The 12,903-nt window shown below is 63.5% G+C and carries 13 protein-coding genes and 1 tRNA gene; 8 read left to right on the top strand and 6 right to left on the bottom strand.

What is annotated here, in order from left to right; genetic code table 11:
* Positions 1-115: 115 nt before the first annotated feature.
* The 5 genes from Q8Q83_RS17735 to Q8Q83_RS17715 all read left to right on the top strand — a co-directional run bounded on the left by Q8Q83_RS17735 (position 116) and on the right by Q8Q83_RS17715 (position 3,422).
* Positions 116-192: transfer RNA gene (locus Q8Q83_RS17735), tRNA-Met, on the top strand.
* Positions 193-476: 284 nt separating this feature from the next.
* Positions 477-1,799, top strand: coding sequence for a 30S ribosomal protein S12 methylthiotransferase RimO (gene rimO / locus Q8Q83_RS17730; protein WP_305625448.1), 1,323 nt, complete (start codon positions 477-479; stop codon positions 1,797-1,799).
* 245 nt (positions 1,800-2,044) lie between these two features.
* On the top strand, positions 2,045-2,458 hold the full coding sequence (locus Q8Q83_RS17725) for a GFA family protein (RefSeq protein WP_305625447.1): 414 nt from the start codon (positions 2,045-2,047) through the stop codon (positions 2,456-2,458).
* Positions 2,459-2,553: 95 nt separating this feature from the next.
* Positions 2,554-2,973: a GFA family protein gene (locus tag Q8Q83_RS17720; protein ID WP_305625446.1), complete on the top strand. Its 420-nt coding sequence runs from the start codon at positions 2,554-2,556 to the stop codon at positions 2,971-2,973.
* Between the two features lie 74 nt (positions 2,974-3,047).
* A complete protein-coding gene (locus Q8Q83_RS17715) occupies positions 3,048-3,422 on the top strand; it encodes an MmcQ/YjbR family DNA-binding protein (protein WP_305625445.1) in 375 nt (124 codons plus the stop codon).
* 54 nt (positions 3,423-3,476) lie between these two features.
* Here Q8Q83_RS17715 and Q8Q83_RS17710 read toward each other — a convergent pair whose 3' ends face one another.
* Positions 3,477-4,538 (bottom strand): cyclic nucleotide-binding domain-containing protein, encoded by a 1,062-nt coding sequence (locus tag Q8Q83_RS17710; RefSeq protein WP_305625444.1) that lies wholly within the window; start codon positions 4,536-4,538, stop codon positions 3,477-3,479.
* A 162-nt stretch (positions 4,539-4,700) separates the two neighbouring features.
* Entirely contained in the window at positions 4,701-5,648 is a 948-nt protein-coding gene (gene pfkB / locus Q8Q83_RS17705; protein ID WP_305625443.1) for a 6-phosphofructokinase II, read from the bottom strand.
* 146 nt (positions 5,649-5,794) lie between these two features.
* Here pfkB and Q8Q83_RS17700 point away from each other — a divergent pair, with 146 nt between their 5' ends.
* The 3 genes from Q8Q83_RS17700 (at position 5,795) to Q8Q83_RS17690 (ending at position 9,423) form a co-directional block, all read left to right on the top strand.
* Positions 5,795-6,553 (top strand): COG3650 family protein, encoded by a 759-nt coding sequence (locus tag Q8Q83_RS17700; RefSeq protein ID WP_305625442.1) that lies wholly within the window; start codon positions 5,795-5,797, stop codon positions 6,551-6,553.
* Positions 6,554-6,639: 86 nt separating this feature from the next.
* Positions 6,640-7,638: a type I glyceraldehyde-3-phosphate dehydrogenase gene (gene gap, locus Q8Q83_RS17695; protein WP_305625441.1), complete on the top strand. Its 999-nt coding sequence runs from the start codon at positions 6,640-6,642 to the stop codon at positions 7,636-7,638.
* 162 nt (positions 7,639-7,800) lie between these two features.
* Positions 7,801-9,423 carry an NAD(P)/FAD-dependent oxidoreductase gene (locus Q8Q83_RS17690; protein ID WP_305625440.1) on the top strand — a complete coding sequence of 541 codons (1,623 nt, stop codon included), beginning with the start codon at positions 7,801-7,803 and terminating at the stop codon, positions 9,421-9,423.
* Positions 9,424-9,597: 174 nt separating this feature from the next.
* On the opposite strand, the gene Q8Q83_RS17685 is transcribed toward Q8Q83_RS17690, so the two are convergent.
* The 4 genes from Q8Q83_RS17685 to Q8Q83_RS17670 form a co-directional block, all read right to left on the bottom strand.
* The gene (locus tag Q8Q83_RS17685; RefSeq protein ID WP_305625439.1) at positions 9,598-9,903 is read right to left on the bottom strand and encodes a panthothenate synthetase; all 306 of its coding nucleotides are present in this window, start codon (positions 9,901-9,903) and stop codon (positions 9,598-9,600) included.
* An 82-nt stretch (positions 9,904-9,985) separates the two neighbouring features.
* A complete protein-coding gene (locus Q8Q83_RS17680; RefSeq protein WP_305625438.1) occupies positions 9,986-10,846 on the bottom strand; it encodes an OmpA family protein in 861 nt (286 codons plus the stop codon).
* A 326-nt stretch (positions 10,847-11,172) separates the two neighbouring features.
* On the bottom strand, positions 11,173-12,264 hold the full coding sequence (locus tag Q8Q83_RS17675) for a PLP-dependent cysteine synthase family protein (protein WP_305625437.1): 1,092 nt from the start codon (positions 12,262-12,264) through the stop codon (positions 11,173-11,175).
* Positions 12,265-12,353: 89 nt separating this feature from the next.
* On the bottom strand, positions 12,354-12,686 hold the full coding sequence (locus Q8Q83_RS17670) for a Na+/H+ antiporter subunit G (RefSeq protein ID WP_305625436.1): 333 nt from the start codon (positions 12,684-12,686) through the stop codon (positions 12,354-12,356).
* Between the last annotated feature and the right edge of the window lie 217 nt (positions 12,687-12,903).

Below are 12,903 nucleotides of genomic sequence, written 5' to 3'. Positions count from 1 at the left end.
GAAAAGGCCACTCAATCGAGTGGCCTTTTTTGCTTTGCCCCCCGCCATTACTTAAGCAGTTGATTAAAAAGCAGTATTCGGTTGACAGCAGGCCATATTTGCGTAGAATTGACGACGCGGGATGGAGCAGTCTGGTAGCTCGTCGGGCTCATAACCCGAAGGTCGTCGGTTCAAATCCGGCTCCCGCAACCAGATACTCAAAAAGGCCACTCAATCGAGTGGCCTTTTTGTTTGTGCAACATTCAGACTCCCTGTGCAACCAGGCTTTAGTCGTCCTCACCCAAAGCGAAGCGGCCGCCCTGACGGGCATCTTGCTCGGCAACCCCTATAGCCAGCGCCACGCTTATCCAAACAAGCCACTGCAAGCGACGCTCAGCGCTGGTCAATTCGCCGCGCCGCCGCTAGAATTGCGCACTTTTTGATCAGAGGCGCAGCAAGCGCCCAGCATCCACCCGTACACGCCTGAGGTTAACTGCATGTCCACCCCCGCCACGCCAAAAGTCGGATTTGTTTCACTCGGGTGCCCCAAAGCCCTGGTGGACTCCGAACGCATCCTGACCCAACTGCGCATGGAAGGTTACGAAGTCGTCTCCACCTATCAGGACGCCGACGTGGTAGTGGTCAACACCTGTGGTTTTATCGACAGCGCCAAGGCCGAGTCCCTGGAAGTGATTGGCGAAGCCCTCGCCGAGAACGGCAAGGTGATAGTCACCGGCTGCATGGGCGTGGAAGAAAGCGCGATTCGCAATGTGCACCCCAGCGTGCTGGCCGTGACCGGCCCGCAGCAGTACGAGCAAGTGCTCAACGCCGTGCACGAAGTGGTGCCGCCCAGTACCGAACACAACCCGCTGATCGACCTGGTGCCGCCCCAGGGCATCAAACTTACCCCGCGCCACTACGCCTACCTGAAGATTTCCGAAGGCTGCAACCACAGCTGCAGCTTCTGCATCATCCCCTCGATGCGCGGTAAACTGGTCAGCCGCCCGGTGGGTGAAGTGCTCAGCGAAGCCGAGCGCCTGGTCAAAGCCGGGGTCAAGGAACTGCTGGTGATCTCCCAGGACACCAGCGCCTATGGCGTCGACGTCAAATACGAGACCGACTTCTGGAACGGCCAGCCGGTGAAGACGCGCATGACCGAGCTGTGCGAAGCGCTCTCCAGCATGGGCATCTGGGTACGCCTGCACTACGTCTACCCCTACCCACACGTCGACGAACTGATCCCGCTGATGGCCGCCGGCAAGCTGCTGCCGTACCTGGACATCCCCTTCCAGCACGCCAGCCCGAAAGTGCTGAAAGCCATGAAGCGCCCGGCCTTCGAAGACAAGACCCTGGCCCGCATCAAGAACTGGCGCGCGATCTGCCCCGAGCTGACCATCCGCTCGACCTTTATCGTCGGCTTCCCCGGCGAGACCGAGGAAGACTTCCAGTACCTGCTCGACTGGTTGACCGAAGCCCAACTCGACCGCGTCGGCTGCTTCCAGTACTCGCCGGTTGAAGGCGCGCCAGCCAACCTGCTGGATAACCACGTACCGGACGATGTGAAGCAGGATCGCTGGGACCGCTTTATGGCCCACCAGCAAGCCATCAGCACCGCGCGCCTGCAGCTGAAGATCGGCCAGGAACTGGAAGTGCTGATCGACGAAGTCGACGACCAAGGCGCGGTCGCCCGTTGCTACGCCGACGCCCCGGAAATCGACGGCAGCGTGTTTATCAACAGCACCGCCATCAACCCGGGCGACAAGGTACGGGTGCGTATCGTCGATGCCGACGAATACGATATGTGGGCCGAGCTGATCTAAACCACTCGCGCCCGCTAAATCAGCTGCCCCATAGCCCTGCCGATGCAGGGCTTTTTTATGCGCGGTGCAAAAACAGCGGGCTACTTCAGACCATCCCTAGCAGCCCGCAACCGCAACGGCATGGCGCTGTACGCCGGCGCAGGTTATCGTCCAGCACGCGGCGCTATACCGGCGGCCCCGCCTCAGGTCGAACCATGGGTCGGACCTCGGGTCGCACCTTAGCCACTTAAATGCAGGAGGCAGCTATGTATACAGGGAGTTGTTTATGTGGCGGCGTGCAGTTTCGTATCGAGGCTGAACTTGCCTCCATTCAGGTCTGCCACTGCTCTCAGTGCCGCAAAGCTCAGGGCACACCTTTCGCCACCAATACGCCGGTTGCCTCGGCGGCTTTCCATTTGCTGAGTGGCGCGGAGTTACTCACAAGCTTTTCCTCCTCCCCCGGCAAACAGCGTGTGTTCTGCAGCAGATGCGGCTCACCCCTTTACAGCCTTAAAGACAGCCTGCCGGGGGTGTTGCGCATCCGGGCCGGCCTGCTCAATGAAGCACTGACAGCCAAGCCGGTGGCGCATTTCTACACCGGTTCAAAAGCCAACTGGTGGCCCATCGCTGATGATTTACCGCAGTTTGAGCAGGCTTATGTCCCAGCGGACAAAGCCTAGGCAAGGGTTCACGAAGATTCGCAGCACTCGGGGCGCACTCACGTCCGCGCTTAATCTAAAGCTCGGACGTCAATTCAAAATAGGGATATAGGCTGATGAAAAACTATGAAGGCAGCTGCGGCTGCGGCGCCATCCATTACTCCTTTGCCGGGGAGCCGATCAACTCGGTGTTTTGCTACTGCAAGGAATGCCAGGTGCGTACCGGCTCGGACAAATGGTTCGGGCTATGGGTGCCCAAAGATAAGCTGACCTTTACCAAAGGCTCCCCCGCATCCTTTACCCGCCCTGGCGACTCCGGCCAAGCCATGAATCATCTGTTTTGTGGCGACTGCGGCACCAACCTATGCGTGGAAGTCACAGTCGCAGACTTTTATTCAGTCGCAGCCCCTACGATAAGAGGCGATCAGCAACTGTCCCCGAAAATGGCCATTTATACCGCTTCGGCGCCGGATTGGGCGGTGTTTCCTGAAGGCGTGCCTCAATTCGACATCCTGCCGCCTGGCCTGGGTGATTGAGCACCGAACAACCCCCTGATTCAGGGCGGGCCACAACTCGCCCCTCTGCCGGTTAGGCCCAGATGCAGACAGCCATGAACACGCAACAACTCAAGGATTTTTGCGGCCGCCTTCCGGGCGCTAGTGCGCGTGAGCACGGGCATCCGAGCAATGTGCTGGTCTATGCGGTCGGCGACAAGAACTTCGCCTACTTCAAAACCAGCGAGCCGGAAAGGTGGCGCTTCAGCATACGAGTCACGCCTGAACGTTTTCTCGAGCTCACCGATATTCCTGGGATCAAGCCGGCGCGCTATATGGCCAGGTTCCACTGGGTCACCCTGGTCGACGCCCAAAGCCTGCCCAGCGCCTATTTGCAGGAGCTTGTCGAGTGGTCATACCACAAGGCCTTGGGCTCGCTAAGCAAGGTACGCCGAGACAAGCTGATAGGGCAGGCGCCTAAGCATGGCTAGACGCCTCCCCCATCAGGCCCCACGGCCGCAGCAACCCTTCTAAATCCTGCGCACTTAGGCTGCCACCGGCGACTGTTTGGGAGGGTCGGTGAGCAGATAAGCCTCGAAACCCAACTGATTGAGCAGGTGCACCGCCAGTTCGCTGCGGATGCCGCCTTCCGGGGTGACCGCATACAGGGTGTGGCGATCCAGGCTCTCGGCATGGGTGCGCAGGTTGGCCACCGGCAGGCTGATGCAGCCCGGTTGATGGCCGAGCCGGTACTCCATGGGCAAGCGCACATCCAACAAGAGGAACTGACGCTGGCCCAGGCGGGTCATCTTATGCAGCTGCTCGCTGCTGATCTGCGGAATCAGCGTCGGGTGCACCAGCTCGACGAACAGCTCGCGCTCCAGGCGAGCCAGTACGCCGTCTTCCAGCATGGTGACGGTGGCCGAGCGCACCGCGCCGCTGACCAGCGCCTCCTCGCCGAAAAAGTCGCCGACCTGCAATATTTGCCGCGGTTCCTGCTGGTACGCCGAGGGCAGCGTGACCGCCGCCCGCCCCTGTTTGAGCACGAAGAAATGCTCACCCGGCTCGCCATAACGCACCACCGCTTCGCCGCCCGCCACCTCGATAAACTCGAAGCGCGCCAGCAGCTTATGCAAGTGGGAAGGCGGCAGGCGGCCGAACAAGGGCGAACGCAGCAACTTGGCCAGCCAATCGTCGCCGTGCTGCTCTTCGACCTCCATATTCAGGCTGACCACGCCGTAATCGGAGGATTGGCTCCAGTTCAACAGGCGTTCGAGCAGGCCACGCTCCAGGGCAAACAGGGTGACATCACTCAAGGCCACCACCGTCTGCGCCTGGGGCTGCATTTCGTTGAGCGCATGGCAGGCTTCTGGGCTGCCGCCCAGCATGGGTGTGCGCGCGCCTTCCTCGCCAAGCCCCACCTTGCCTTCCAGCAGGTAATACAACGCCAGGGACTTTTCGCCGCGTTTGAACAGGGGGCTGCCGGCCTTGCGCTGCACATATTGCAAGCTATCCAGCGCCTGCTGCTGGTATTGCGGGCTGAGAAAATCGAAGGGGCTGAAGCGCAGCAGCAGCTCCAGCGTCAGGCGTGGTGTAGCGTCGCTCATGGTGATGCCCTCCGCAAGGGCGGCTGGCGCATGCTGGGTTGGGGGTCAAGCTCAGCAGCTAGCCACCCACCTCTTTACCCTAGTTGCATAGGCCGCCGAGGGGTAGTTCATTTCGTCTGATAGCACTCTGCCGTCTGTAGTCCGCCAGCCGTGGATCGACAGTCACCCGGGGCCAACAGAGGGCGGCTGCAACCAGGTCAATAACTGCTCGGTGTCGCTGCGCCGGCAGAGTTCGCTGCCCTCGGTCATGATCGCCGCACTGCCGGCGGCCACCCCGTAACGGGCGGCCTCACGCCAATCGGCGCCAGAGGCCAGCTTGAGGGTCACCGCGCCGAGCATGCTGTCACCCGCGCCGACTGTGCTGCGTTTGCGCACGGTCGGCGCGGGGATGCGCTCGGTCAAGCCGGTGCTGACCAGAAGCGCCCCTTGCGCCCCGAGCGAGAGCAGCAGGGCCTGGCACTTGCCTGCCGCGATCAGCTCACGGGCGCTGTCGACCAGTTGCTCGGGATCGGCGATGTCTTTCCCGGCCAGGGCACTGAACTCCTCGATATTCGGCTTGATCAGGAACACTCCGCCGATATCCAGCGCCTGGCGCAGCGCGGCCCCCGAGCTGTCGAGGATGCAGCGCGCCCCATGCTGGCGGGCGATGCCCAGCAGTCGCGGGAGAAAGTCCGCCGCCAGGCCTTCGGGCAGGCTGCCGCTGATCACCAGGTACTCGGGAGCCGGCAGGGCCTGCACCGCCGCCAGCAGCTGTTCCTGCTCGCTCAGGCTCAGGCGGGCACCGGGCATCACCAGGCGGTATTGCTGGGTGCTGCTCTGCTCCACCAGGTTGATGCATTCGCGGGTCCATTCGGCGATCGGCAGGGCCTGGGTGGGCACCCCTTCGGCGCCGAGCAGATCGACCAGATGCCGGCCCGTCGAGCCGCCGACCGGAAACAGCGCCAGGGCCTTGCCGCCCAGCCTGTGGATGGCGCGGGCGACGTTGATGCCGCCGCCGCCCGGGGCATAGACCGGAGCGCTGCAGCGCAGCTTGGCGTCCGGGTAGAGGCGCGCCACACGGGTGGCGACATCCAGCGCCGGGCTCAGGGTCACTGTCACTATGCGGGTCATATTGCCTCCGGTGCTCTCGACTGCGCTGTTGCGCAGCGCCCCCTCTCCTTATGGATATAGTCCTTCGCGCCGCGCCCTGCCTGGTTGCGCCCTTGTGATCGCCCAGCGGCCTGGGTAACGTGGGCGGCCTTATCAGGAGAGTCCGCATGCGTTTCAGCCCCATTTTTATGGCCTGCCATCCCTGGCGGCCACCCTTCTGGCCGTCGCTACGCGACGTTAAAAATTGCTCCAGGCAATTTTTTTGCGCCGCCCTATTGCCCTGGCTTGCCGGTTGCCAGGTATTCAGCGACAAACCGAGCAGCGCGACCGTCCCGGAGACCCGCCTGCAGGGCGAGCTCAGCCTGCAAGCGGGGCAGTTGCACTTTCGTCCGTGCCAGGAGCAGCGCCGCTTCGTGATCAGCGACGATGGCAACAGCGGCATCAGCCGCGAGGCCGCAGAGTTGTTGGCTGACGGCGCGAGCAGCCTGTTTGCCGACCTGCGTGGCAGCCTGAAAGCCAGTGAGCAGGCCGGCGTCGATGGCAAGTTCTCCCCCAGCCTGGTGTATCGCCTGCAGACGCAGGGCGCGGGCTGCAGCGATATCAACTTCAAACGCACCAGCCTGCACGCCAGCGGCCAGGAGCCGGGCTGGAGTGTCGCGGTCAACCGCCAGGGCCTGGTCCTCAATCGCCAGGGCCTGGAACCCCAAGCCCTGCCCTACCTGGAAGAGCAACTGCCGGAAGGCCGCCTGCACCTGAGCAGCGAAGCCAATGGCCAGCGCCTGGAACTCTGGGTCGCGCCACAGCGCTGCGTCGACAGCCTGAGCGGCACCGTGCAGCACCTCAGCGCCGAGCTGCGCCTGAACGGCGAAGTGCTGCGCGGCTGCGCCTATTTGGGTGGTGCTAGGGGGGGGGCGCGCGACCTGTGATGCCGGGCGGCCTTTTTGCCGCCCTTGCACGGCGCAGGCCTGTCCCTGACCTAAGCTGAAGGAAACTCCGGCAGAGGGACATCGCTATGCTGCGCATTGCTATCAATGGCTATGGCCGTATCGGCCGCTCCGTGGTGCGCGCGCTGTTCGAGCGCGAACTGGAGCGGAAGATTCACCTCACGGCGATCAACGACCTGGGCGACCAGGCCACCCTCGCCCACCTGACCCGCTTCGATTCCACCTTCGGCCGCTTTGCCGGGCGTATCAACCTGCAGGATGACGTGCTGCAGGTGAACGGCCATCCCATTCACCTGCTGCGCGAGCGCGAAGTGGTCAACCTGCCCTGGCGCCAGCATGGCGTCGACCTGGTGCTGGAATGTACCGGCAAGCTGAAAAAGCGCGTTCAGGTCGAACAGCACCTGACCGCGGGCAGCCCGCGGGTGCTGCTCTCCCATCCCCTGGACAGCGCCGACCTGACCGTGGTGTATGGCGTCAACCATGAGCTGCTGGGCAGCCAGCAGATAGTCTCCAACGCCTCCTGCACCACCAATTGCCTGGCGCCGCTGGCCAAGGTGCTGCACCAGGCGGTGGGCATTCGCCAGGGCCTGGTCACGACCATTCATTCCTACACCAACGACCAGAGCCTGCTGGATAAGGCCCACGGCGACCTGTATCGCGCCCGCGCCGCGGCGCTGTCGATGATCCCCAGCAGCACCGGCGCGGCCAAGGCCATCGGCCTGGTCTTGCCGGAACTGGCCGGACGCCTGGACGGCCTGGCGGTGCGGGTACCGACGCCGAACGTGTCACTGCTCGACCTGACCTTCACCTGCGAGCGCCCGGCCAGCCGCGAGGCGCTCAATGCGGCCCTGCAGGCCGGCGCGCAACAACTGCCGGCCGGGGTGATGGAATGCAACGAGCTGCCGCTGGTGTCCCGCGACTTCAATGGCCATCCAGTGTCCTGCGTGGTCGACCTCAACCACACCCGGGTGCAGGGCGACCTGGTCAAGGTGCTGGCCTGGTACGACAACGAGTGGGCCTTCGCCAACCGCATGCTGGATGTGATGCTGGCCTGGACGCATCCATGATCACAGGGCAAACGCCGCTTTGTATTCGGCATAACCAAGCCCACCGATAACGCACCCTCCATGCCAGTCAGCGGCCTGCCACGCCTGGCTGGCATTCACAGGTATAATCGCCGTCTTTTACACCTTGCCGGGTTGCCTCCGGCCCTGATAGTGGATTGCCCCATGCTACGCATCACCGAACTCAAGCTGCCCCTCGACCACCCCATCGATGCCCTGCGCCCGGCCATAGTCCAGCGCCTGGGGATAGCCGACGGCGAGCTGCTCGATTTCAACCTGTTCAAGCGCAGCTACGATGCACGGAAGAAATCCAGCGAACTGCAGTTTATCTACACCCTCGACTGCACGGTGCGCGATGAGGCGGCGCTGCTGGCCAGGCTCAAAGATGACCGGCAGATCGGCCCGTCACCGGACACCGCCTACAAACCGGTCGGCCAGTCCGCGGAAAACCTCGAAGAGCGGCCGCTGGTGGTGGGTTTCGGCCCCTGCGGCATCTTCGCCGCGCTGATCCTGGCCCAGGCGGGCTTGCGCCCGATAGTGCTGGAACGCGGCACCGAAGTGCGCCAGCGCACCAAGGACACCTGGGGCCTGTGGCGCAAGCATGTGCTCAACCCCGAGTCCAACGTGCAGTTCGGCGAAGGCGGGGCCGGCACCTTTTCCGACGGCAAGCTGTACAGCCAGATCAAGGACCCCAAGCACCTGGGCCGCAAGGTGCTGCAAGAGTTCGTCAAGGCCGGCGCGCCGGAGGAAATCCTCTACGTCAGCAAGCCGCATATCGGCACCTTCCGCCTGACCGGTGTGGTCGCCGCCATGCGCGAGGAAATCAAGGCCCTGGGCGGTGAAGTACGCTTCCAGCAGCGGGTCAGCGATGTGCTGATCGAAGACGGCCAACTGCTGGGCGTGGTGCTCGGCAGCGGCGAGCAGATCCGCAGCCGCCAGGTGATTCTCGCCCTCGGCCACAGCTCGCGCGATACCTTCCGCATGCTGCACAGCCGCGAGGTGTTTATGGAGGCCAAGCCGTTCTCGGTGGGCTTCCGTATCGAGCATCCGCAGTCCTTGATCGACCGCGCGCGCCTGGGCAAATACGCCGGCCACCCCAAGCTGGGCGCCGCCGACTACAAGCTGGTGCACCACGCCAGCAACGGCCGTTCGGTGTACAGCTTCTGCATGTGCCCGGGCGGCACCGTGGTGGCCGCCACCTCCGAGCCGAACCGCGTAGTCTCCAACGGCATGAGCCAGTACTCGCGCAACGAGCGCAACGCCAACGCCGGCATAGTGGTGGGCATCACCCCGGAGCAGGATTACCCGGGCGGCCCGCTGGCCGGTGTGGAGCTGCAGGAGCGTCTGGAGTCCCAGGCCTACCTGCTCGGCGGCAGCAACTACGAGGCGCCGGGGCAACTGGTCGGCGACTTTATCGCAGGCCGGCCTTCGACCGAGCTAGGCAGTGTCGAGCCGTCCTATAAGCCTGGGGTGAAACTCGGCGACCTGGCCCTGGCCCTGCCGGATTTCGCCATCGAGGCGATCCGCGAGGCGCTGCCGGCCTTCGACAAGCAGATCAAGGGCTTCGCCCTGGCTGATGCGGTGCTCACTGGCATCGAGACCCGCACCTCCTCGCCGCTGCGCATCACCCGTGGCGCGGATATGCAGAGCCTCAACGTCAAGGGCCTGTACCCGGCCGGCGAAGGCGCGGGCTATGCCGGCGGCATCCTCTCCGCCGGGGTCGATGGCATTCGCGTGGCCGAGGCGCTGATACGCGACATGCTGGGCCTGGCGCACGGCGAAGCCTAAGGCGAGCCTCGGGTGGATGACGCTTTACCCATCCACCACTAGAGCGTGGTGGATGAAAAAGGCGTCATCCACCCTACCCAGCTCTCGTAGCCGGATAAAATCCGGGGGAGTTCTGCCCCCTGGCAATCTGCCCCCGGATTGCATCCGGGCTATATGCTGAACATCCGGGCGATCTTAGCCCCACTGCTTGCCGAGTTCCTCAAGTCCAGCCTTTTGCAAATCCTCCGGGCTCATCAGAATGCGAAACTTGCAACTGGCCTGGAAGTTGAGGAAGAACGGCTCGGCGAATGAAGGCACATCCGATGGTGCCTGCACGTCCACCACGAAGATGCCGCAACGCTTGCCGTCTTGCTCGGTGAAGTAGGCCGCCTCCGGCTTGATGCTGTCGAGGATGCGTCCAATAAGCTCGCCCGCCTTGGCGCTTCGGACCAGGGAGTTGAAGGGCTCCGCTGGGAATTCGACCGTCAGTAGCATTTTCATCTGATGACCTCCGTTGTAGCGGCAGTTGAAGGCGCTGCCGCCTGCGCCTAACCCAACGGGCTAACCAGCGTGGGCTGGCCCGCTACTGCTTGACCAACTCGACCCGGCGGTTCTTCGCCCGCCCCTCTTCGCTGCGGTTGTCGGCCACCGGCCGTTCCTGGCCGAAGCCCGCGGCGGACAGCCGCTGGGCCTCTATCCCGGTGGCGACTAGGGCCTGCATCACGCTCTGGGCGCGCTGCTCGGACAAAACCTTGTTGGCCGCCGCCTGGCCCTGGCTGTCGGTATGGCCCTCGATGGCCAGGCGTAGCGCAGGCGCTGCCTTGAGCATGCTGACAATCTCCGCCACAGTGGCCTGGCCATCGGCCTTGAGCTCGGCCTTGCCGGTGTCGAAATTGATATAGAGGGCGATAAAACCCTTGCGGTTGAGCTCATCCAGCAGCTGGTTGGCAGTCACCAGCTGCTGCATGGCCGCCACCTCGACTATCACCAGTTTGTAGCTCTGGGTCGGCGCGCTGAATATCTCCGGCTCGAGGCGTACCCACACCTGTTTGCCGCCGCTGTTGACTCTCAGGGTGGTTTCGCCGCCGTCGCCCTCCTGTGGCAGGCGCTCGTAGAGCACCTCACCGCCGATCGACTCGATCGCGTTCTGGTAGTTGCGCAGCAGCTGCAACGGGCTCGGCTGGTTGTCTACCGCGTTGTGGAAGTAGCGAAACTGGGTGGCGTCGCCTTCCACTGTCTGGCGCTGCACAACGCCATCCTGGCTGCCGATGGCGAACTGCGCGGCGTTGTAGTTCTGCTCGTACTCGACTATATGCGAGTCCGGATAACGCGACAGCAGCGGATGGTCCTTGGCCCCCCGCGCATCCTCGCCGGCCTGCACCGGCAAGCCCAGCAACACACCGGACAACAGCCAGCAGTGCAACAAGCTGCGCACAGTCCCCATGGTCCCTCTCCTGCCCTGGTTGGCGGCGCCGCCTGCGCCGCTCCTCAGCAGTCAACTCTAGCCCAGTGGCAGACATTGGCTTGGCCAGCCGTCAGCGCAGAACCTGTATACGATCTGCTGCGCGTCGGCCATCCGGCGTTAAAAACAGCCTCGGCAAGCCGCTTGCGGCTAACGCGCTTCAGCGCGATCCGAAGGGCGAGTGCAACGAGTCATGCTCATTTACAGCTCGTAAACTGCGCTTCCTCGGCGTTTTGACCAGCCGAAGGCTGTTACTAACGTAGCGCCTTGTCTGGCTCTAGCTCGCGAGACCGTAAACAGGCTCTAGGTTATAGACCGCTTACCGGCAGCTCAGGCAAGGCCGCGCCCTGCTCGGCGCAGGCGGCGATGCTGGCGATCAGGGGCGCCAGCGCAAAGCCCTGGGCGCTCAACCAGGCCTGATCGTAATAGCTGTCGGCATAGCGCTCGCCGCCATCGCAGAGGATCGCCACCACCGAACCGGATTCCCCGGCCGCCACCATATGTTGCGCCACCAGCAGCGCGCCTATCAGGTTGGTGCCGCTGGAGCCACCGACATGCCGGCCCAGGCGCTGCGCCAGGTAATGCATGGCCGCCAGGGACAGGGCATCCGGCACCTTGCACATGGCGTCTATCACGCTCGGCAGAAACGAGGCCTCGACCCGCGGCCGGCCTATGCCTTCGATGCGCGAGCCGTGGTCCAGGCACAGGCTGGCGTCGCCTGTGACGTAGTAATCGAAGAACACCGAGCGCTCGGCATCGGCGCACAGCACCCGGGTGCTGTGGCGGCGGTAGCGCACATAGCGTCCCAGGGTCGCCAATGTGCCGCCGGTGCCGGGGCTGGAGACCAGCCAGCTCGGCTCGGGGAAGTGCTCGCTGCGCAGCTGCTGGAAGATCGACTCGGCGATATTGTTATTGGCACGCCAGTCGGTGGCGCGCTCGGCGTAGGTGAACTGATCCATAAAATGCCCGCCGGTTTCCCGCGCCAGGCGCTCGGACTCGGCGTAGATCTGCGTCGGGTCGGTGACCAGATGGCTCTGCCCGCCATAGAAGGCGATCTGCGCGATCTTCTCTTTCGAGGTGCTGGCCGGGATCACCGCGATAAAGGGCAGCCCCAGCAGCCGGGCGAAATAGGCCTCGGAAATCGCCGTGGAGCCGCTGGACGCCTCTATCACCGGCGCGCCCGGCTTGAGCCAGCCATTGCACAGCGCATAGAGAAACAGCGAACGGGCCAGGCGGTGCTTGAGGCTACCCGTGGGGTGGCTGGACTCGTCCTTGAAATACAGCTCGACACCCGGCAGGCCCGGCAGCGCCAGGGGAATCAAATGGGTATCGGCGCTGCGCTGAAAATCCGCCTCGATAATGCGGATGGCTTCGCGCGCCCATGGCCTTGGATCGTTCATCAGTCTCTTCTCCAGTACTTATCAAGCTGGAGTGTAGAGAGCCTGGCCCCGAGCGCACAGACACAGTCAGGTGCACGAACTGTGTAGGCCTACTGTTCCCAGGGCCTGCCGCGGGTCTGTTGGCTCAGCTTGAGCTTCTGCTGCATAGCCGCCTTGGCCAGCAGGTGAGCGCTGACCGGCGCGGTGATAAACAGGAACAGGGTGATCAGCAGCTCATGCAGGCTGATGCCCTCGCCGCGGCTGCTGAAGAAGATCAGCGAGGCGATCAGCATGCCGCCCACGCCCAGGGTGCCGGCCTTGGTCGGGCCGTGCAGGCGCATAAAGAAATCCGGCAGGCGGTACAGGCCGATAGCGCCGACCAGGGCGAACAGGCTGCCGAGCAACAGGAACAGCGCGACTAGACCTTCGATCAGGGTATCCATGCAGCAGTCTCCGTAGAACGTTTTTACGATCTCGCGAGCTAGAGCCATGCAAGGCAAGAACAGGCGAGGATGCGGAGTTTACGAGCTGTAAATGAGCATTACTCGCTTCACTCGCCCTTCGGGTCGCGCTGAAGCGCGTTAACCGCAAGCGGCTTGCCGAGCCTGTTCTTAACGCAGCAGGGCCGACGCACAGCAGATCGTAAACTCGTTCTCATTC

Source organism: Pseudomonas sp., assembly GCF_030696055.1.
Classification (GTDB): domain Bacteria; phylum Pseudomonadota; class Gammaproteobacteria; order Pseudomonadales; family Pseudomonadaceae; genus Aquipseudomonas.
This window is presented reverse-complemented; position numbering and strand designations above follow the sequence as displayed.